At 73.5% G+C, this 18,427-nt stretch carries 21 protein-coding genes; 3 read left to right on the top strand and 18 right to left on the bottom strand.

The window, feature by feature from the left end:
• The first annotated feature begins 542 nt into the window (after positions 1–542).
• On the top strand, positions 543–827 hold the full coding sequence (locus tag AB0C21_RS35035) for a CD225/dispanin family protein (RefSeq protein WP_353820990.1): 285 nt from the start codon (positions 543–545) through the stop codon (positions 825–827).
• Positions 828–908: 81 nt separating this feature from the next.
• Complete coding sequence (locus tag AB0C21_RS35030) at positions 909–1,313, top strand: DUF2752 domain-containing protein (protein ID WP_500210149.1); 405 nt, start codon at positions 909–911, stop codon at positions 1,311–1,313.
• 84 nt (positions 1,314–1,397) lie between these two features.
• On the opposite strand, the gene AB0C21_RS35025 is transcribed toward AB0C21_RS35030, so the two are convergent.
• The 5 genes from AB0C21_RS35025 to AB0C21_RS35005 form a co-directional block, all read right to left on the bottom strand.
• Positions 1,398–2,276 carry a hypothetical protein gene (locus AB0C21_RS35025; RefSeq protein WP_500210147.1) on the bottom strand — a complete coding sequence of 293 codons (879 nt, stop codon included), beginning with the start codon at positions 2,274–2,276 and terminating at the stop codon, positions 1,398–1,400.
• Positions 2,273–2,614: a PadR family transcriptional regulator gene (locus AB0C21_RS35020; RefSeq protein WP_500210145.1), complete on the bottom strand. Its 342-nt coding sequence runs from the start codon at positions 2,612–2,614 to the stop codon at positions 2,273–2,275. Before AB0C21_RS35020 ends, AB0C21_RS35025 begins: the two co-directional genes overlap by 4 nt.
• A gap of 14 nt (positions 2,615–2,628) precedes the next feature.
• The gene (locus AB0C21_RS35015) at positions 2,629–2,853 is read right to left on the bottom strand and encodes a hypothetical protein (RefSeq protein WP_500210144.1); all 225 of its coding nucleotides are present in this window, start codon (positions 2,851–2,853) and stop codon (positions 2,629–2,631) included.
• 315 nt (positions 2,854–3,168) lie between these two features.
• The gene (locus tag AB0C21_RS35010) at positions 3,169–3,978 is read right to left on the bottom strand and encodes a crotonase/enoyl-CoA hydratase family protein (RefSeq protein ID WP_500210142.1); all 810 of its coding nucleotides are present in this window, start codon (positions 3,976–3,978) and stop codon (positions 3,169–3,171) included.
• 76 nt (positions 3,979–4,054) lie between these two features.
• Positions 4,055–4,537: a metallophosphoesterase family protein gene (locus AB0C21_RS35005; RefSeq protein ID WP_500210141.1), complete on the bottom strand. Its 483-nt coding sequence runs from the start codon at positions 4,535–4,537 to the stop codon at positions 4,055–4,057.
• Between the two features lie 45 nt (positions 4,538–4,582).
• Between AB0C21_RS35005 and AB0C21_RS35000 the strand changes: the two genes are divergently transcribed.
• Positions 4,583–5,443: an alpha/beta fold hydrolase gene (locus AB0C21_RS35000; protein ID WP_500210140.1), complete on the top strand. Its 861-nt coding sequence runs from the start codon at positions 4,583–4,585 to the stop codon at positions 5,441–5,443.
• Between the two features lie 292 nt (positions 5,444–5,735).
• Here the strand turns inward: AB0C21_RS35000 and AB0C21_RS34995 are convergent, their stop codons facing one another.
• The 13 genes from AB0C21_RS34995 to AB0C21_RS34935 form a co-directional block, all read right to left on the bottom strand.
• The gene (locus AB0C21_RS34995; RefSeq protein WP_500210138.1) at positions 5,736–6,443 is read right to left on the bottom strand and encodes a hypothetical protein; all 708 of its coding nucleotides are present in this window, start codon (positions 6,441–6,443) and stop codon (positions 5,736–5,738) included.
• A gap of 232 nt (positions 6,444–6,675) precedes the next feature.
• Positions 6,676–7,482: a hypothetical protein gene (locus tag AB0C21_RS34990; RefSeq protein ID WP_500210137.1), complete on the bottom strand. Its 807-nt coding sequence runs from the start codon at positions 7,480–7,482 to the stop codon at positions 6,676–6,678.
• A gap of 35 nt (positions 7,483–7,517) precedes the next feature.
• A complete protein-coding gene (locus AB0C21_RS34985) occupies positions 7,518–8,576 on the bottom strand; it encodes a 2-hydroxyacid dehydrogenase (protein WP_500210134.1) in 1,059 nt (352 codons plus the stop codon).
• Entirely contained in the window at positions 8,577–9,185 is a 609-nt protein-coding gene (locus tag AB0C21_RS34980) for a histidine phosphatase family protein (protein WP_500210132.1), read from the bottom strand. It lies immediately after the preceding gene.
• Entirely contained in the window at positions 9,182–10,657 is a 1,476-nt protein-coding gene (locus AB0C21_RS34975; protein WP_500210130.1) for an FGGY-family carbohydrate kinase, read from the bottom strand. The genes AB0C21_RS34980 and AB0C21_RS34975 overlap by 4 nt, the downstream gene beginning before the upstream one ends.
• Complete coding sequence (locus tag AB0C21_RS34970) at positions 10,654–12,165, bottom strand: FGGY family carbohydrate kinase (protein WP_500210128.1); 1,512 nt, start codon at positions 12,163–12,165, stop codon at positions 10,654–10,656. Before AB0C21_RS34970 ends, AB0C21_RS34975 begins: the two co-directional genes overlap by 4 nt.
• Positions 12,166–12,229: 64 nt before the next feature.
• Positions 12,230–13,474 (bottom strand): sugar ABC transporter permease, encoded by a 1,245-nt coding sequence (locus tag AB0C21_RS34965; protein WP_500210126.1) that lies wholly within the window; start codon positions 13,472–13,474, stop codon positions 12,230–12,232.
• Positions 13,467–14,387, bottom strand: coding sequence for an ATP-binding cassette domain-containing protein (locus AB0C21_RS34960; RefSeq protein WP_500210124.1), 921 nt, complete (start codon positions 14,385–14,387; stop codon positions 13,467–13,469). The genes AB0C21_RS34965 and AB0C21_RS34960 overlap by 8 nt, the downstream gene beginning before the upstream one ends.
• A gap of 20 nt (positions 14,388–14,407) precedes the next feature.
• Positions 14,408–15,484, bottom strand: coding sequence for a substrate-binding domain-containing protein (locus AB0C21_RS34955; protein WP_500210122.1), 1,077 nt, complete (start codon positions 15,482–15,484; stop codon positions 14,408–14,410).
• Between the two features lie 269 nt (positions 15,485–15,753).
• Entirely contained in the window at positions 15,754–16,545 is a 792-nt protein-coding gene (locus tag AB0C21_RS34950; RefSeq protein WP_149264650.1) for a DeoR/GlpR family DNA-binding transcription regulator, read from the bottom strand.
• A gap of 58 nt (positions 16,546–16,603) precedes the next feature.
• Positions 16,604–17,008 (bottom strand): rhodanese-like domain-containing protein, encoded by a 405-nt coding sequence (locus tag AB0C21_RS34945; protein WP_500210121.1) that lies wholly within the window; start codon positions 17,006–17,008, stop codon positions 16,604–16,606.
• Positions 17,009–17,025: 17 nt separating this feature from the next.
• The gene (locus AB0C21_RS34940) at positions 17,026–17,901 is read right to left on the bottom strand and encodes a Gfo/Idh/MocA family protein (RefSeq protein WP_500210119.1); all 876 of its coding nucleotides are present in this window, start codon (positions 17,899–17,901) and stop codon (positions 17,026–17,028) included.
• A gap of 66 nt (positions 17,902–17,967) precedes the next feature.
• The gene (locus AB0C21_RS34935) at positions 17,968–18,357 is read right to left on the bottom strand and encodes a hypothetical protein (protein ID WP_149264676.1); all 390 of its coding nucleotides are present in this window, start codon (positions 18,355–18,357) and stop codon (positions 17,968–17,970) included.
• Between the last annotated feature and the right edge of the window lie 70 nt (positions 18,358–18,427).

Raw genomic sequence — 18,427 nt, 5'->3', positions numbered from 1 at the left:
AAAGGAGAGCGGCACGGGGCGACCCGGCCGAACAATCGACCGAGCCGATAAAGGCACTGGCTTTTAACACGCTGTTGAGTTCTCAAGAAACGGACGCCCACCGCGCTGGATCCGCTTTCGCGTTTCCCGCTCCGGGGCGACTCGCCTTACTTTATCGGATCCGTCCGGACTGTCAATTCCGGGCTTCTCCGATACGCCTTTCCGATCCCGCTTGCGCGGCACCTTCCGGGCGGTGGAGCTATTTCATCAGATCCGGTTCGATTGTCAAAATCGAGCCTTTCCGACCCACCACGGCACGGCAGACACGGCGAGACCGTGTCGGCTGGTTCGTTGGTGGTTTCCCCATGCTTCGGCCGGCCGCCATGCGGGCGTCCTGCATCCGTGAGGGGACGAGGGGTTAACCTACGCGGTCGGAGCGCCCGAGTCAAATCGGCCCGGGCGCGGTGCTCCGCGGCCAGGTTGTGCCGTCTTGAGGGGAACCTGGCGTGCCGGGGCACCATCTACCTAAGTAGCTCACCCAGCCCAGCACGGAGAGGTACGACATGGCCTACCCACCTCCCCCGCCGCCACCGTCGAGCCCCGGCGCCCCGCCCCCCAACCATCTCGCATGGGCGGTCGCCACCACGATCCTCTGCTGCCTCCCCGCCGGCATCGTGTCCATCGTCTACGCCGCGCAGGTCAACTCCAAGTGGATGGCCGGCGACCACGCCGGTGCGATCAACTCCTCCAACAACGCCAAGAACTGGGCGATCGCGTCGGCGGTCCTGGGTGTGATCGTCGGTGTCATCTACTTCCTCGTCGCCATGGCCGGCGCCAACGGCAGCTGACCCATGACGGACGAGTTCCGGCCCGCCCCGCCGCCGCGGGGCGGGCCGGTTCCCGAAGTCCCGGGCGGTGCGCAACGGCCCGTGGCCGGACTCGCCGTCAGGCTGCTCCGGCCCGGCGCGGTGCTCGTCTTCAGCGTCGCGGCCGTCATCTACGTCGCGGCGGTGGACCCGAATGAAGCGGGGCACTATCCGACCTGCCCCTTCCTGGCCATCACCGGGTTCCAGTGCCCAGGCTGCGGTTCCATGCGCACGGTTCACGCGCTCGCCCATGGCCGCGTCCAGGAGGCGTTCGGGTTGAACGTCCTGACCATGGCGATGCTTCCGCTTCTGGCGTTCTTCTGGCTCCGGTGGGCGAGGGCCCGCGCCCTGGACCGCCCCGTCCGGACGAAGGCGGCACACCCCGCCCTGATCTGGACGCTGTTCGGAGCGGTCCTCCTCTTCTGGCTGGTCAGAAACCTCCCGGCCGGATCGTTCCTCGCCGCCTGACCACGAGCGGCCCTAAGGCCGGGGGCTCCTAGCCTGCACGACAACGAGCCTGGCCCATAAAAGGCCGACCATTCCCCTGACCGGTCAGGCGGGCGGGACGTGCTTGAGGGGGCGGCGCAACGTCCAGGCCTGGCGCGGCACGGCGCACATGATGGACAGCACGTGGGCGGCCCGTGCCCGACGGGTCGGCAACTCAGTGAGCAGGCTCAGCCACTCCTCGGCATAGCGACCCCGGGCGCCCGCGGGCAGCAGCGCACACCCGGCCGCCAGCAGACGCCGTGTCAGAACCCCTGGCCGCCGCGCCGTACCCGTCACCGCGCGAGGCCGGGCCTGGCCGCCTGCCGAACTCGTGAAGACCTGTCTGGTCTCCTGCAGTGCCAGCACCGCCGCGTCCGCTGCCGTCCGCACCGCGTCGGCGACCGAATACGCCGCTTTCACGTCCGAAGCCGCCGCGTCCGCTGCACGAGCCGCCTTCGCCGCGGGCAACGCCTTCGCCGCGGGCAACGGGCCCGGCGCCTCCGTCGCCACCGTGGACGCGACCCGAGCCGCACTCGCCGCCGCCGACACCGCGCGGGCCGCACTCGCGGTCGCGCCCACCAAGTCCGCTGCGCGCGCCGCCACGGCCGCTTCGCGCGCCGCCGCCTTCGCGGCATTCGCCGCGGCCCGCGCCCCACCTGCCGCCGTCGCCACCGTGCCCGCCACCGTGCCCGCCGCCGCGTCTTCGGCGTGCGCCGCCGCGTCCGCTGCCGCGACGGCCGCGGGGACGAGGCAGGCGGCGAGGTGGAAGCACGCGGACTTCAGCGCCTCCGTCTCGCTGAAGGCCGCCTTCAGTGCGACCAGGTCGCGGGTGGAGCGCGGTCCTACGAGGCTTCCTCCACAGACCGTGCAGAAGAGGTCGCCGGGAACGCACCGGGAGTCGCAGACAGGGCAGAGCTGGCCATCGGAGGGCGCGAGGGGGCTCACGGAGTGGCTCCGGGGGCGTGCGGGCGCAGGGTGTGCCACGGCTTGGGGGCGGTGGCGCGGTTGGCGTGGGCCTTGGCCAGGGCGAGACGGGCGTTCTCGGCGCCCTCCTGGGTGAGCTTGTAGTAGCGGCGGCGGGGGCGGCCGAGGGCGTCGGCGTCGCGCTGCTCGTCGGGCTCTTCCCAGCGAGAGGTGATCCAGCCGGCCTGCTCCAGCCGGGTGATGATCGGATAGACCGTGCCGGTGGGCAGCTCGGTGGCCTGCACCATCTCCAGCCCGTACCACTCGCGGTTCGGTTCCAGCAGTGCCTGGCGCAGCACCATCTGGGTCTGCATCGTCATCCGCGGCCCTCGGGTCACCGTGCTCCCTTTCCGCGCGTCCCGCCGCGTACCGCGAGCAGCAGACCCGCCACAGCCGCCGCCACTCCGACCGGCCCGGCCAGCGCGGGCAGCAGCCACGCCACCACGGCCGCCGAGACCGCCGCCGAGGCGATGCCCAGCCAGGCCAGCAACTCCCAGGCGACGAACACGCCGGACCTGCCCGACCCGCCTCCGCGTCGCTCGAACTCTACATAGCCCATGGCTCGTACTCTACATACGAGGTTCCGTGCTCGCCAGCGAGTCGGGCGCGGACCGCACCGACTCCCCTGTCCCCGGCATGGTGACCTCAGGTGCTCCGGGAATCGCTCGCCCCGTGTCGGCTTCTCGCCCCCCGTGCCGATGGGTTACCGAACGGGCTTGTGCGGCCTTCTCAGCCGCATGGTCGGCATGCCCGGTAGCCAAGGTGAGAACCTCGTCGAAGTCAGGCGGTCCCGGATCCTTCGAGGGCTCAAGCGCCCGCGCGGTCCTGCGGCGCGGGGAGGTGTGCTCGGCGGAGGTCTGGTCGTCTCGGGGTGTCAGACGGGGTCGCTGAAGGTGGGTGGGCGCTTTTCGAAGTGGGCGCGGACGGCTTCGACCTGGTTCGGGCTTCCGCGCAGGGCGGCGAGCGTGCGGGACTCTTCGAGGAACTGGCCGGCCAGGTCGGTGTCGGCGGCGCGGTTGAGCAGGCGCTTGGCGCCCCGGACGGCGTCGGGGCTGTTGCCGGCGATCTCGCGGGCGAGGTCGGTCGCGGCGGCGTGCGGGTCGTCGGCGGTGCGGGTGGCCAGGCCGATGCGGACGGCGTCCGCTCCGGAGATCATGCGGCCGGTGAAGGTCAGCTCCTTCGCGACGTCCTCGCCGACGAGGCGGATCAGCGCGGCGGTGCCGGTCATGTCGGGCACCAGGCCCCAGCGGATCTCCAGGACCGACAGGCGCGCGTCCGGGGCGGCGATGCGGATGTCGGCGCCGAGCGCGATCTGCAGGCCGCCGCCGAGGGCGTGCCCGTGGACGGCGGCGATGACGGGCTGCGGCATTTCCCGCCACACGTGCACGGCCTGCTGGCCGAGGTTGGTGATGCGCCCCGGCTCGCGCTCGGTGATGTCGCCGGAGCGCCGTCCGGCGCCGTCGCCGGCCATGGCGGCGAAGCTGGCGAAGTCCAGGCCGGCGCAGAACGCGCGGCCCTCCCCCGACAGGACCACGGCCCGGACGGACGCGTCGGCGGCGATCGCGTCCCCGGTGCGGGCGAGCGCCTCGAACATGGCCAGGTCGAGGGCGTTCAACTTGTCGGGTCGGTTGAGCCGCACGTCGGCGACCCCCTCGTGGACGTGCACGGTGACGCGGTCGGTCATGCCGGGGTCCCTCTCATCCTCGCGGTCGTCTGCGGGGGACGATTCCATGCGGCGCCCCGCCGGTCGAGGGCGAGGGTCAGGTCACGGGGACGATCCGCGCCCCGGTGAGCGTGCCGTCGCGGATGTCGAGGAGGCCGAGGGTGCCGTGCGGCTGGCGGCGCCGGTCGGTCGGCGACCCGGGGTTGAAGATGCGGACGCCGTCGCCGGTCTCGTCCAGCGGGATGTGCGAGTGCCCGAACACGACGAGGTCGGCGGCGGGGAACCAGCGCCGCATCCGGGCGGTGCGGCCCCGGGCCTGACCGCTGTCGTGGACCATCGCGACGGCGAGGCCGTCGAGGTCGAGTTCGAGGCGTTCGGGCGCGCCCCACTCCGCCACGTCCGGCCCGTCGTTGTTGCCGAGGACGGCGTGGACGGGCGCGTACTGGGCCAGCTCGTCCAGGACGGAGGCGACGCACACGTCGCCGGCGTGCAGGATCACGTCGGCGCCCCGCAGGTGCTCGGCCACCCGCGGGGGGCACGACTTCCAGCGCCTCGGCGCGTGGGTGTCGGAAATGGCCACCGCTCTCACATGTCCCATTGTCCCCGCAGGGGCACAATGGGACGGATGCGGATCGACATCGGCGGTGTGCGCCTCTACTTCGACGTCGAGGGGGCCGGGCTGGTCCCGGACGGTGCGGCGATGGCGGAGCGGCCCGTGATCGTGGCGCTGCACGGCGGTCCCGGCGCCGACCATTCGCTGTTCAAGTCGGTGCTGGGGCGGGCGACCGAGTTCGCGCAGGTCGTCTACCTGGACCAGCGCGGCAGCGGCCGGTCGGACGTGAGCGAGCCCGCGCTGTGGACGTGGGAGCGCTGGGCGGACGACGTCGTCGACTTCTGCGACGCGCTGGGCATCGACGACCCGGTCCTCCTCGGGACGTCCAGCGGCGGGTGGGTGGCGCTGACGGTCGCGCACCGCCACCCGGAGCGCGTCCGCGGTGTGGTGCTCGACAGCGTGATGCCGGGTCCCGCCGAGGAGCGGCTGGAGGTCTTCGAGCGGCTCGGCGGCGCTGAGGCCCGCGACATCGCGCGCCGCTACTGGGACGGGGAGGACGTCCAGGACGACTGGGAGCGCGTGTGCCTGCCCCTGTACTCGCGGCGTCCGGACGGCGACCCGGAGGGGAGGGAAAGGCTGGCCCGCATCCGGTGGAACCGCGACGTCATCGAGCATTTCCGGCGGTCGCTCGCCGGCGCGTTCGACCCGTGGCCGCATCTGGAGCGGATCGTCCGGCCCGTCCTGATCCTGAACGGAGAGGACGACCCCGTCGCGACGGTCTCGGCGGCCCGGAAGCTCGCCGAGGCCCTGCCGGAGGGCACGGCCGAACTGCACGTGCTGCCCGCCACGGGCCACGGGGTGTTCAGGGAGGATCCGGACCGGGCCGTCGCCCTGCTCCGCGACTTCGTGGCGCGGACCACCGCGCGAGGGTAGCGGGCCGGGCGCCCGCCGGAAAGGGCGGTGATTTTGCCACGCCCCACTTCGGACACGTGTGGGAAACAACTGTAAGCACGCTGTCATTACCGAGGACTGACCTGCGGAGTTACGCTCGAATTCCTCGCGACCGTCCCAGAAGGATTCCGACCGTACGCCCCCGGTCGGCTCTTTCCGACACGGCGACCCAGCACCGCGAGGGCACAGTGAGGGCGGCCGGGCCCCGAGGAGGATGAACACTCCCTTGCACCGGCCCCGGGACCCGGCCGCCTCTCCGCCTGCCGCGCCGGGGTTACGAGGTCAGGTAGAGCTTGCGGTCGAAGACCCCGGAGCCCGGCGTGCTCTCACCGCGGGCGATGGCGGAACCGCTGCCCGTGCCGTTGGAGGGGCACAGCCCGCTGCTGCCCGTCTGCCGCACGAGCGTGATGTCGTCGGCCCTGCCCTGCGCGTCGTCCTGGTCCGGCATCGGACGGTTCGGGTTGTCGCGGTTGTAGACGTCGAAGCGCAGACCGTCGGTGCTCCCCGTCCGGAACCCGTAGTAGCAGGTGACGGTGATGCCGAGGATCTTGCCCTCCATCTTGAAGCGCAGGCCGCCGTTGATGGACAGGACGCCGTCCCGGCCGCCCTGGACCGGGTCGTAGGCGACCTGGCCGCTCCTGTCGGCCACCTCGCCGAGGTCGAGGTCGGTGGCCGGGGAGCTGAGGCCGTTGGACGTCCGGCACGCGCCGATCGACGCGGCGGTCAGCTCGCCCGCGCCGGTGGACTGGACGGTGCCCTGCAGCCGGGCGCCGTCGCAGGAGCCCGTCACCTTCGCGCCGAGGTAGTCGACGGAGAACTGGAGCGCTCCGACGGTGGCGACCTGCCAGTTGCCGGAGTAGGGCGCTCCGGCGGCGGTCTCCTCGCGGATCGTGGTGGTGGCGGCGGAGGCGGCGGGCGCCGCCAGGGCGAGCGCGGCGGTGGCGGCCGCTAAGGGCGCGGCGAGCCTGATGGGAGCCTTCACGGGGTTTTCCTCCTCGGGAAGAGGGATTTGATTTTTTCTACCCGAGTGACCGTGAAAAGCAAGGGCTTTCCAGCCCGATATCCACAGTTTAGAGAATTCCGCTAAACGGCGGCCGCCGAATGCGCGGCGACCGATATGTCAAACGCGGAGTTGCGCACTTCGTGCGCAAGAAGAGGAGGGCGCGCGGCCGGGACGGGAGGTACGGACGGAACCCGGCCGCGCGCCTGGCCTGTCAGCGGAACACGGGCTTCATCGCGTACACCCGGTTCGGCTTGTTGTAGCCGAAGAAGACGCGGGTGCCGCGGCCGGCGGGCGCGACCGCCAGCCCCTCGCTCTCCCCGGTCAGCGGGATGTCGATCGCGTCCAGGATCCGCCCGGCCCGGTCCAGCACGGTGATCCTGTTGTTGGTGTAGTAGAGGACCTTGTCACCGGCCATCTCCAGGCCCTGCGGGACGCCCTGGTAGCCGAGGTCGAAGGTCGAGCGGACGGTTCCGTCGAGGTCGGTGAACGCGAACACGAACGGGCCCTGGTCGCCCGGTCCGGCGTGCACGAGCAGGCCGTCGCGCCGGTCGTCGACCGCCACGAGGCCCGAGTTGCCGAGGGAGGCGAAGTCGATGGTGCGCACGACCTCCGGCTCGCCGCTCCAGTCCACCACGTTGACCTGGGTGGGGTTCTTGCCGCCGCCGGTGGCGACGTAGAGGAGGCCGTCGCGGTCGCGGACGCTGATCTCGGCGGCGTGCCCGACGGCGAGGGGCGCGCTCTCCTTGAGGGTGTCGCCGTCGCGGTCGTACTCGCGGATGACGCCGTGGCCGCCGCCCACGTCGAACCCGACGTAGAACCGGCCGCGGCGGTAGGCGAGGCCCTGCATGTTGTCGGTGTGGGGGACGTTGAACAGCAGGTCGAAGGTGTAGGGGCGGCCGGCCGCCGCGGCGGGGCGGGCTCCGGCCAGGGCGGCGGCTCCGGCGAGCGTGGCGGCGCCCGCGAAGCCGAGGACTCTGCGGCGGGTGGGAGCGACCTCGCCGAGTCCGGGTCCGTGCATCGTGCCTCCTTGGTGGGGGGTGATGGGGAGGAGGGTCAGGGGCGGGCCGGGCGGGGGGCCTCCAGCACCTCGGGGTTCGCGCAGTGGACGAGGGGCTCGCCGCGCAGGTGGCGGCCGACGTCCCGGGCGAGGATGCGGGCGGCGTTGGCGGCGGTCTGCTTGCTGGCCCCGGCCAGGTGCGGCGTGACGATGATGTTCGGGGTGGTCAGCAGCCGCGACCCGGCCGGGATCGGCTCCTCGGGGAACACGTCGAACGCGGCGGCGAACAGGTGCCCGGACTCGGCGGCGTCGCAGACGGCCTCGTAGTCCAGCAGCGACCCGCGCGCGCAGTTGACGATGATGGAGCCGGGCGGCATCGCGGCGATCTGCGCGGCGCCGATCATCCCCGTGGTCTGCGGCGTCGCGCGGGCGTGCAGGGAGACGATCTGCGCGCGCGCCAGCAGCTCGTCGAGCGGGACGAGTTCGGCGATGCCCGACAGGTCGCCGAGGTCGTCCAGGTAGGGGTCGTGGACGAGCACGCGGGCACCGAGCGCGGCGAGCATCCGGGCGACGCGGCGGCCGACGGCGCCGCAGCCGACGAGCCCGGCGGTGCTGCCGAGGATCTCGATGCCGACGTCGTCGTAGCGGTAGTAGTCGCCGCGCCACTGCCCCGCCATCAGGTCGACGTGCGTCTGCGGGATGCGCCGCACCGCCGCGAGGATCAGCCCGAGGGTGTGCTCGGCGGTCGCGCCCGCGTTGCGTCCGGGCGCGAAGCAGACGGCCACGCCGTGCTCGGTCGCGGCCTCCAGGTTGGCGTTGACGGGCCCGCCGCGGCTGATGCCGAACAGCCGCAGGTCCGGGGAGGCCTCCAGGATCCGCCGGGTCAGCGGGGCCATCTGGGTGACGCAGACCTCGGCGCCGCGCAGCGCCTCGATGAGCTGCTCCTCGGTCCCGGACGCCTCGTCCACCTCGGCGACGCGCCCGAACGGCTCCACCGGCCACGGCAGCGTGACCTCCGAGAACGCCAGGCCGCCGGGGGTCTCGGCGCGCAGGGCGCCGATGAGCAGGTCGTTGCGGACGAAGAGGTCACCGGCCGCGAGCACGCGGGTAGTCATTCATCGCTCCAGTGGGGTGTTGAACTCCAGGAGGGCGGCCTCGCCGTCCCGGAGCCGGATCTCGGTCAGTGCGCAGTTGCCCAGCGACGGGAACCGCCGCCGGTAGTCCTTGAGCGGCATCCCCAGCAGCCGGCACAGCGCGAGCCGGATCGCCGTGGAGTGCGCGACGACCAGGACGCGCCCGCCCTCGTGCAGGCGCGCGATGTCGTCCAGGCAGGCGGTGAAGCGGCGCGCGGCGGCGGCCGGGTCCTCGCCGCCGGGCAGGTGCGCGGCGACGGGGTCGGCCAGGAACGCGCGCAGCTCCTCGGGGAACTTGCGCTCCATCTCCGCGCGGGTCAGACCCTCGCCCTGCCCGAAGTCCAGTTCCCGGAGCCGCCGGTCGACGTGCAGCCGCGCGCCGATCGCCGCGGCGGAGGGCGCCGCGGTCAGCCGGGACCGCGACAGGTCCGAGCACCACACCGCGTCGGGCCGGGCCGTGGCCGCCCACGCGGCCAGCGAGCGGGCCTGGTCCAGGCCGAGCGCGGTCAGCGCGACGTCGCTGACCCCGGCGTAGCGGTTCTCGGCGTGCCATTCGGTCTCCCCGTGCCGGACGAGGACGAGGCGCGTCATCGGGATGTCCTCTCGCGTGCGTGCGCGGCGGTCTCGGCGGGCAGCCACCCGCGCCGTTCCAGCTCACCGACCAGGCGCAGGTAGGGCGCGTCGAACACGCCGGTCTTTTGCGGACGCGGGTCGACCACCGCCTTGACGGCGACCATCCGCCCGGCGGTCTCGGCGACGTCGCGGCCCGGCGCGGCGGCGAGCACGGCGGCGCCGAGGGCGGGCTCGGCCTGCCGGGGCAGCACGACCGGGCGGCCGAGGATGTCGGCGCGCAGCTGGCACCAGTACCGGCTGCGCACGGCCCCGCCGGTCAGCGTCAGGTCGCCGCAGGTGGGCGCGCCGAGCAGGTCGAGGTGGTCGAAGCAGAGCCGCTCCAGGTAGCCGACGCCCTGCAGGACGGCGGCGAAGTCGTCGGCCTCGTCGCCCGTCCCGCCGAGCCGGAACCCGCGGGCGTCCGGCGCGAGGAACGGGAACCGCTCCCCCGCCGGGACGAGCGGGTACGCGAGCGCCGCCGCCGGTTCGTGCTCCGCCGCGCGGCGGTCCAGGCCGGCCAGGTCCCGGCCCGGGAAGTCGCGGGAGATCGCGCCCGCGCCGGTGCTGGACGCGCCGCCGGGCAGCCACCGCCCGTCCGGTGCCTTGTGGGAGTAGACGACGCCGAACGGGTCCTGGACGAGGTCGTCGCTGACGCCCTTGAGGACGAGGGTCGTCCCGAGGACGGAGTTCCACGACCCGACGGTGAGGCGCCCCGTCCCGAGCTGGGCGGCGCACCCGTCGGTGGCCCCCGCGACGACGGGGGTCCCCTCGGGGACGCCGGTCGCCTCCGCGGCGGCGGCGCAGACCGTCCCGAGCGGCGTGCCGGACCGTTCCAGCGGCGGGAGCACGTCGACGGGGACGCCCAGCGCGTCGAGGACGTCCGCAGGCCAGGCCTCGGCGATGAGGTCAGCTCCGGTCTTGAGCGCGTTGCTGAGGTCGGCGGCCACCGGGTGGCCGGTCAGCCGCCGGTTGACGAAGTCGGCCTGGTGGGCGAGGCGAGCGCCCTCGTGCGGGTGGTTCTCCAGGAGCCACAGCAGTTTCGGCAGGGCCCACGCGGGCTGCATGCGCTGGTAGCCGAGGGAGCGCCACACCTCGCCGCCGGCCTCGTTGACCCGCTGGACGTGCCCGGCGGCGCGGGTGTCGTCGTACATGAGGGCCGGGGTCAGCGGCCGGCCTCCGTCGTCGGTGAGCAGGACCGTCCCGGAGGTCGCGTCGACGGCGACGGCCTGCACGGCCCCCGCAGGGACGTCCCGGAGCGCCTCGCGGCAGGCGGCGCCGAGCGCCGTCCACCAGTCCTCGGGGTCCTGCTCGTGCCGGGGGCCGTCCCGCCGCCCGGTCAGCGCCCGGCTGCCGGCCCCGGCCACGTCCCCCGACGCGGTGACGGCGAGCGCGCGCACGCTCTGCGTCCCCAAGTCGATCCCGACCCAGACCTCCTCGTTCTGGTCGGTCACCGGGCGCCGCCGTCCTGGCCGGTGCGGGCACGGGCCGCCGCGAGCGTCGGCCAGGCGGGCGCCGTGGCCGAGCGGATCGCCAGGAAGTCCTCGTAGGCCCGGGCGTAGTGGTCGGCCCGGCCGGGGTCGGGGGCGTAGGAGTCGCCCGGACGGACGTGGGCGTCGGCGGCCTCGCGGGCGCCGGCGGCCCGCCCGGTGGACAGGAGCCCGACGATGAACGCGCCGCGCGCGCCGGCCTCGGTGTCGGCCGACCGGACGACCGGGACGCCCGTGACGTCGGCCAGCATGCCCAGCCACACGGGGCTCGCCGAACCCCCGCCGCTCACCCGCAGTTCGGTGGGGCGGGTCTCGGCCGCGGTCAGGCAGTCGCGCACGACCAGGCTGAGCCCTTCCAGCACGGCGCGGGCGATGTGCTCGCGCTCGTGGTGGACGGTGAGGCCGTGGAACGCGCCGCGCGCCCGCGGGTCGAGGAACGGGGCCCGCTCCCCGGCGGGCGACAGGTACGGCAGGAAGACCAGCCCGTCGGCGCCCGGCGGCGCCTGCGCCGCCAGGTCGGCGAGCGCGCCCGGCGCGGGCAGGCCGAGCACGCGGCACGCCCAGTCGACGACCTGGCCGCCCGCGAGCGTCGGGAAGGCCCGCAGGTAGCGGCCAGGCAGGCCCATCGCGACCGTGAGGCCGGACGGATCGCCGGTGAGGCGCGGGCCGTCCACGACCGTCTCCGTGCACAGCGTGGTGCCGAGGATCGTGCAGGCCTGGCCGGTGTCGACCGCGCCGACGCCGATCGCGGTGGACGCGATGTCGTACGGGGCGAGGACGACCGGCAGCCCCTCGGGCAGCCCCAGCTCGTCCGCCGCCTCCCGGGTCAGCGGGGCGGCGCGCCTGTCGTCGCCGCGCAGCTCGGGAAGGAGCCTCGCGGCCCATTCCATGTCGTAGCGGCGCAGCAGGTCGTCGGAGTACCGGAGGGCGGCGATGTCCAGGAACGGCGCGGACGCGTCCGAGCCGTCGACCGCGATCTCCCCGGTGAGCCGGGAGAAGATCCAGCCGCCGCAGGTCAGGGACGCCGCCGAGCGGGCGAGCCGGTCGGGGTCGTGCTCGCGCAGCCAGGTGAGGATCGCGTTCGGAAGCCCCGCGAAGTGCAGCGAACCGTTGACGCGGAACGCCCCCTCCAACACGCCGGCGGCAGCCCAGCGCTCGACGGCCGGGGCGGCGCGGCCGTCGTTCCACAGGATCGCCGGGCCGGTGGGGGCGCCGTCGCCGTCCACCAGCCAGCAGCCGTCGCCCTGCGCGGTGAGCGCCAGGAAGTCGGGGTCGCCGCCGACCCGGGCGAGCACCTCCCGGACGGCGTCGGCGACGGCGCGCCACACCGCGGCCATGTCCTGCTCGGCGTGCCCCGGCGCGGGCCGGGCCACCTCGGTGGGCCGCCGGGCGACGGCCAGTTCGGCGCCGTCCCCGCCGTACCCCACCGCCTTGATCATCGTGGTGCCCGCGTCGACGCAGACGACCGTCATCGGCTCCCCCGTCCGTTGCGTAGTGGTCCCATCAGATGCGCGGTCCCATCAAAGCGCGCGCCGGTCAGGCGCGCCCGTGCGAGGCGCGCGAGCGGCGGGCGACCGAGTCGAGCGCCACGGCGAGCAGCAGGACGGCGCCGGTGACCATGAACCGGTAGGACGAGTCGAGGTTCAGCAGCGTCAGCCCGCTGGAGATCGACTGGATGACCAGGATGCCGAGCAGCGCCGCGAACGCGTTGCCGCGCCCGCCGAACAGGCTCGTCCCGCCGATCACGGCCGCCGCGATCGCGTTCAGGTTGACGTCGCCGCCGCCGCTGCTCTGGTTGGCCGCCGCGAGCCGCGCCGCCGCGAGGACGCCGCCGATCGCGGCGAGCGTGGTGCACATGACGAACGCGGAGGTGTAGACCGTCCGGACGTTGATCCCGGCGCGGCGCGCCGCCTCGACGTTGCCGCCGACCGCGTACACGGACTTGCCGTACTTCGTCCGGGACAGGACGTAGTGCGTCGCCAGCACGAGCACCAGGAACAGGACGAACATCCAGCCGACGCCGCGGTCGCGGTTCAGGTACCAGACCGCCACCGCGAGGCCGGCCAGCAGGGCGGCGCTGCGGAGGATCAGCGTGCGCTCCGTCGTCGCGGGCAGGCCCGCCCTGCGGCGCTGCGCGGCCCGGTTGTGGCCTGTCAGGTAGAGCGCGGCCGCGCCCGCGACCACCAGCGCGTACGCCAGCCACGGCGGGAGGAAGTCGAGCTGGGCGAATGTCACCAGCCGCGAGTCGAACGGCAGGTTGATCGAGCCCTTGGGGCCGAGGATCCACAGCTGGAGGCCGAGCCAGCCGAGCAGCCCGGCCAGGGTGATGACGAAGCTGGGCACGCCGAGCCGGTTGAACACCTGCGCATAGAACCAGCCGAGCACGACGGCCAGCACCACCGCCGCGGCGATCGCCAGCCAGGACGGCCAGCCGTGGTCGACGAACAGCACCGCGACCACGGCGGCGCTGAGCCCGCTGACCGAGCCCACCGACAGGTCGATCTGCCCGACCAGCAGCATGAACACGACGCCGAGCGCGATCACGCCGACCGGCACGCACTCCAGCGCCAGGTTGACCAGGTTGGCGCTGGACAGGAAGACCGGGTTGAGGATCTGCATCACGGTCCAGATCACGATCAGCCCGCCGACCACCGGCGCGACGCCGAGGTCGCCGCCGCGGACCCGGTCGGCGGCGCCCGCCAGCGCGGCGCGCACGCCCCGGTCGCCGGAGTCGCCCGGCAGCCCGGCCTTCGCCTCCGGCGGCGCCATGAGGTCACTCATCGCCCGCTCCCTTCCTCAGGCCGCCCGGTGCGACCCGCTCGGGCCGGTCGTCGGCCGGCTCCTGCGCTCCGGCGGCGTCCTCCGCACCGCCGACGGTGTCCTCCGCGTCCCCGGCGGCCTCGGGGCGGGCCTTGCCCGCGCGGCGGCTCACCACGTTGTCGGCCGCGCCGGTGATGGCGGCGACCAGTTCCTCGGCGGAGGTCGTCCGCGCGTCGAACACGCCGTTGTTGCGGCCGAGCCGCAGCACGGCCACGGTGTCGGCGACGGCCTGCACGTCCGCCATGTTGTGGCTGATCATGAGCACGCCGTGGCCGCGCTCCTTGAGCCGCTCGATCAGGTTGAGCACCTCGGCGGTCTGCGCGACGCCGAGCGCGGCGGTCGGCTCGTCCAGGATGATGACCTTGGGGTCGCCGAGCAGCGACCGGGCGATCGCTACCGTCTGGCGCTGGCCGCCCGACAGCGCCGCGACCGGCACCTCCACCGAGGGGATCTTCGCCGAGAGCTGGGTGAGCAGCTCCCGGGAGCGGACCTCCATCGCGACGTCGTCCAGGCGCAGCGCCCGCATCTCGCGGCCGAGGAACAGGTTCTCGATCACGTTGAGGTTCTCGCAGAGGGCGAGGTCCTGGAAGACGGTCGCGATGCCGAGCTGCTGCGCGGCGGCCGGGGTCGGGATGCTCACCTCCCGCGACTCGAAGGTGATGGTCCCCGCGTCCGGGGCGTGCACGCCGGACAGGACCTTCACCAGGGTGGACTTGCCGGCGCCGTTGTCGCCGACGAGGGCGACGACCTCGCCCGCGGCGACGTCCAGGTCGACGCCGGTGAGCGCGGCGACCGCGCCGAACGACTTGCTGACGCCGCGCAGCGACAGCAGCGAGCCCGCCGCGCCGGCCGGTGGAGTGGGCGATGGTGACATGACGAACCTTCGGGAGATCGCTACTTGAGGCCGAGCTTCGCGCAGGCCGCCGCGTACTCGGCCGTGCAGACCTTGTCGGTCTTGAGGGCGCCGTCCGGGCCGAGCAGGACCTTGCCGATGTTGTCCTGGGTCACCACGGTCGGGGTGAACAGCTCCGACGGCGTGCCGAACAGCGTCGTGTTGCCCTTCGGGCCCTCGCCCTGGACGAACTTGTACGCGGCGTTCGCGGCCGCCTCCGCGACGATCTTGATCGGCTTGGAGATCGTGTTGTACTGGTCGCCGGCGATGATCCGCTGGGCGGCGGCGAGCTCGGCGTCGTTGCCGGTGACGGGCGGGACGTCCACGCCGGCGGCCTTGAACGCGGCGACGGAGGCGCCCCCGGTGCCGTCGTTCGCGGCGACGACGCCCGCGATCTGGCCGCGGTACTTGCTGATCTGGCCGCTGACCCACTCCTGGGCCTTCGCGGGCTCCCAGCCGGGCGTGTCGTACTCGGCGAGCAGCTTGAAGCCACTCGGGTCGACGGCGCTGTGGATGCCCTTCTTGATGAGGTTCGCGGCGGCGTCCGTCGGCGAACCGTTGACCTCCAGGATGCCGCCCTTGGCCTTCTCCTGCTTGAGGTGGTCGACGAGCGACTGGCCGATCATCGCGCCGATCTTCTCGTTGTCGAACGAGACGTAGTAGTCGGCCTTGGCCGCCGGGATGGGGCGGTCGTAGGCGATCACCTTCACGTCCCGGGACTGCGCCATCCGGACGATCGACGCCGCCGCGGCCGAGTCGACCGGGTCGATCACGATGGCCTTGACGCCCTGGGCGAGCACCGAGCTCGCCTGCTGCTGCTGCTTGGAGGCGTCGGCGCCGGCGTTCTGGTAGAGCACCGAGCAGCCGCCGCACAGCTGCTTCATCTTGGCCTTGAACAGCGGGGCGTCGTAGAGCTCGTAGCGGGTCGAGGCGATGTCGGGCATGAGGAACGCGATCTTGGCGTTCTTCGCGTCGCCGCCACCGGACCCGGCGCTCTTGGAGGAGCACGCCGCGGCGGGCGCGAGCACGGCCAGCGCCGCGGCGGCCGCGGCGACCGTCCTGAGGGAGGGCTTCTTCACAGAGTTCTCCTCGGGGGTACGCCCGTGAAGGGGGCGATGGAGCCGATGCGGCGGCCGTGCGACCGGGCCGGCCGGCCGCCGCGGGGAGAACGTAACATTGCGAACGTTAGAAGTGTCAATACATGGGCGTTAACTAACAGAGATGATCGTGAACAGGGCTGGCCGGTGACCCGGTTAGCCCAGGTCACAGCTCAGCATCGATCCCGTAGGGGCCCTAGGCGCGCACGGGGCAGGGGATGTTAGTTATAACGTCCGTCGTTCACACGAGGTCAGCGGCGCGGGCGCGCGGCGACCTCGTGCTCGACCTTGTGCTGCGCCAGTTCGGCCAGGGCCGCGGGCGTCGCCCCGTCGTCGACGATGACCCGCTCGAAGTCGCTCAGCGGCGCGACCCGGTGCAGCGCGGTGCGGCCCAGCTTCGTGTGGTCCACCAGCAGGACGTTGCGGACGGCGCTGCGCAGCATGGCCCGCTTGACGACCACGACCCGCTGCTCCTGGTGGCCGGCGTTGCCGGCCGACACCGCCGAGGTCGACACGAAGCACAGGTCGACCTGCAGCGACTCGATCATCTCCACGCACGAGACGCCCATGAACGAGTTGTGCAGCGGGTCGTAGTCGCCGCCGAGCGCGATCAGCCGGATGCCCTGCACCGGGGCCAGCAGGTTCAGGCCGTCCAGGAAGTTGGTGACGACCGTCAGGGGGCCGAGGCCCGGCAGCCGCCGGGCGAGGGCGAGGGTGGTGGTCGAGTCGTCGAGCATGATCGCCATGCCGGGCTCGACCAGCTCCACCGCCCTGGCGGCGATGGCCTCCTTCTCCTCGCGCATCGTCTTGGCACGGTAGGCGACGCTGCTCTCGAAGACCCCGGACCGCTGCGCGGTCACCCCGCCGCGGTACTTGCGGACGACCCCCTGGCGCTCCAGCTCGTCGAGGTCGCGGTGGATCGTCATGAGGCTGACCCCGAAGCGCTCGGCGAGCTCCGCGGCCGTCCCCGACCCCGCGGCGAGCACCGCCTCGGCGATCGCGTCCTGCCGCTGCGCGGGCCCCCGCCGCTGCCGGTCGCTCATGCCCCGCTCCTCACGTCCGGACGCCAGGCCAGAAGTTAACATCAAGAATGTTAAGAGCTCAACTCACCGGGTCACCGAGCGCCGCCCCGGTCGCCGGCAGGCCCGCCGCGCGCCACGCCTTGAACCCGCCCACGATGTCGGTCGCGCGGGTCAGCCCGAGTTCGTGCAGGGACGCGGCGGCGAGGCTGGAGGTGTAGCCCTCCGAGCAGAACACGATGACGCGGACGTCGTGGCCGGTGGCCTGGGGCAGCCGGGCGTCCGAGGCCGGGTCGAGGCGCCACTCCAGGACGTTGCGCTCCACGATCAGCGCGCCCGGGATCTCGCCCTCCTCCGCGCGCTGGGCGGCCGGGCGGATGTCGACCAGCAGCGCGCCGTCGCGCGCCTCGGCGTGGGCCTGGTCGGGGCGGACGCGCGCGAGCCGGTCGCGCGCCGCGGCGAGGATCTCATCAATGGTGCGTGCCATGCACCAATCATGGCAGCTCAGGCGGTCAGCTGAGCCTCGGCCGAGGCGAGCACCTCCTGGATGCGCAGGCCGTGGGCGGCGTCCAGCGCCGGGCTCGTCCCGCTCCGGACGGCGGCGGCGAACTCGGCCACCATCGTGGCGAACGCGTCGTCGCCGAGCTGCGACCAGTCGAGCCGCGCGTGGCCGCCCCGCCCGTACACCTCGACGTGCGCGGGCGGGAGCTCCCCCATGCCCGCCATCGACACCGAGGCCTGGCTGATCGCGCCGCCCTCGTGCTCCAGCGTCAGCCCCAGCCAGCCGAGGGGGTCGCCGTGCGCGCGGACGCCGGCGACCCGGCCCAGCGCGGCGTCCAGCAGGTCGACGATGTGGGGGCCGAGGTCGAGCAGCGCCCCCTTCTCCAGCCGCCACGGGGTGGCGAAGGGTCCCCCGCTCAGCACGGACGACACGAACGAGCCGTAGCCGCCGAAGGGCTCAAGACCCCGCGTCCGGTCGAGGAAGTCGCGGGCGGCCCGCGAGTAGCGCAGCGTGAAGACCATCTGCGACACGACGCCCGCCTCGGCGACGGCCCCCGCGAGGCGGCGGGCGCCGTCCAGGTCCATGGCGAGGGGCTTCTCCAGCAGGACGGCCTTGCCCGCGCGGGCGGCGCGGGCGGCGAGGTCGGCCTGGACGTCCGGCGGGACGGAGAACGCGACGGCCTCGCAGGCGTCGAACAGGTCCTCGATCCGCTCGAACGACGGGGCGCCGTGCTCGCCGGCCAGCGCGGCGGACGCCTCCGGCCGCCGCGCCCACACGCCCGCGAGCCGGGTGGCCGGGCCCGCCGCCAGCGCGGGCGCGTGCACCATCCCCGCCCAGGGTCCCGCTCCGACCAGCCCCACCGCCACGGAATCGCTCATGGGACAAACCTAGACGATCTACCAGCTTCCCGGCGCAGGCCGGAGGCGGGCCGGGTGCCGCGGCCGTCAGCCGAGCTGGACGCCGAAGAACAGCGCGAGGAGGGCGCCGAGCGCGCCGAGCGCGCCCCAGACGGCGAGTCCGGCCTTGGAGGTGGCGCGCATGTGCAGGAACGCGGCCACCCCGGACAGCAGGACGAAGACGAGCTTCACCTCCAGGGTGCGCTGCGCGGGGCCGCCCAGGTCGCCGGCGGTGATGTTCCAGATGCCGGTGAGGACGAGGACGGCGAACGCGGGCCAGGCGATCGCGTTGAACCGGCGTGCGGCGGCCTTGGTCACGCCCTCGTAGCCGCGCAGCGCGGGTACGAGGGCGCCGAGCGTGATCTGCCCGCCGACCCAGATCGTCGCGGCGAGGACGTGCAGGAAGATCCGCAGGTCGGCGAGGGTGACGGCGAGCACGAGGTCCTCCGGGGGCAGGCGGGGCGGTGGTCGGAAGGGTTGCCCTCGGACGTTACCGCCCGCCCTCGCG

It is taken from the genome of Spirillospora sp. NPDC049024, assembly GCF_040649235.1.
Classification (GTDB): Bacteria; Actinomycetota; Actinomycetes; order Streptosporangiales; family Streptosporangiaceae; genus Spirillospora.
Note: the sequence above shows the minus strand (reverse complement) of the source record. Positions and strands in the feature narration are given on the sequence as shown.

What these genes read in the sequence shown, in the direction of transcription:
- AB0C21_RS34945 (WP_500210121.1), bottom strand. Translation starts at nt 17,008, where the DNA reads ATGGCACGCACCATTGATGAGATCCTCGCCGCGGCGCGCGACCGGCTC.
- AB0C21_RS35015 (WP_500210144.1), bottom strand. Translation starts at nt 2,853, where the DNA reads ATGGGCTATGTAGAGTTCGAGCGACGCGGAGGCGGGTCGGGCAGGTCC.
- AB0C21_RS34965 (WP_500210126.1), bottom strand. Translation starts at nt 13,474, where the DNA reads ATGAGTGACCTCATGGCGCCGCCGGAGGCGAAGGCCGGGCTGCCGGGC.
- AB0C21_RS34960 (WP_500210124.1), bottom strand. Translation starts at nt 14,387, where the DNA reads ATGTCACCATCGCCCACTCCACCGGCCGGCGCGGCGGGCTCGCTGCTG.
- AB0C21_RS35035 (WP_353820990.1), top strand. Translation starts at nt 543, where the DNA reads ATGGCCTACCCACCTCCCCCGCCGCCACCGTCGAGCCCCGGCGCCCCG.
- AB0C21_RS34985 (WP_500210134.1), bottom strand. Translation starts at nt 8,576, where the DNA reads ATGACTACCCGCGTGCTCGCGGCCGGTGACCTCTTCGTCCGCAACGAC.
- AB0C21_RS34970 (WP_500210128.1), bottom strand. Translation starts at nt 12,165, where the DNA reads ATGACGGTCGTCTGCGTCGACGCGGGCACCACGATGATCAAGGCGGTG.
- AB0C21_RS35010 (WP_500210142.1), bottom strand. Translation starts at nt 3,978, where the DNA reads ATGACCGACCGCGTCACCGTGCACGTCCACGAGGGGGTCGCCGACGTG.
- AB0C21_RS34980 (WP_500210132.1), bottom strand. Translation starts at nt 9,185, where the DNA reads ATGACGCGCCTCGTCCTCGTCCGGCACGGGGAGACCGAATGGCACGCC.
- AB0C21_RS34940 (WP_500210119.1), bottom strand. Translation starts at nt 17,901, where the DNA reads ATGAGCGATTCCGTGGCGGTGGGGCTGGTCGGAGCGGGACCCTGGGCG.
- AB0C21_RS34990 (WP_500210137.1), bottom strand. Translation starts at nt 7,482, where the DNA reads ATGCACGGACCCGGACTCGGCGAGGTCGCTCCCACCCGCCGCAGAGTC.
- AB0C21_RS34950 (WP_149264650.1), bottom strand. Translation starts at nt 16,545, where the DNA reads ATGAGCGACCGGCAGCGGCGGGGGCCCGCGCAGCGGCAGGACGCGATC.
- AB0C21_RS35020 (WP_500210145.1), bottom strand. Translation starts at nt 2,614, where the DNA reads ATGACGATGCAGACCCAGATGGTGCTGCGCCAGGCACTGCTGGAACCG.
- AB0C21_RS35000 (WP_500210140.1), top strand. Translation starts at nt 4,583, where the DNA reads ATGCGGATCGACATCGGCGGTGTGCGCCTCTACTTCGACGTCGAGGGG.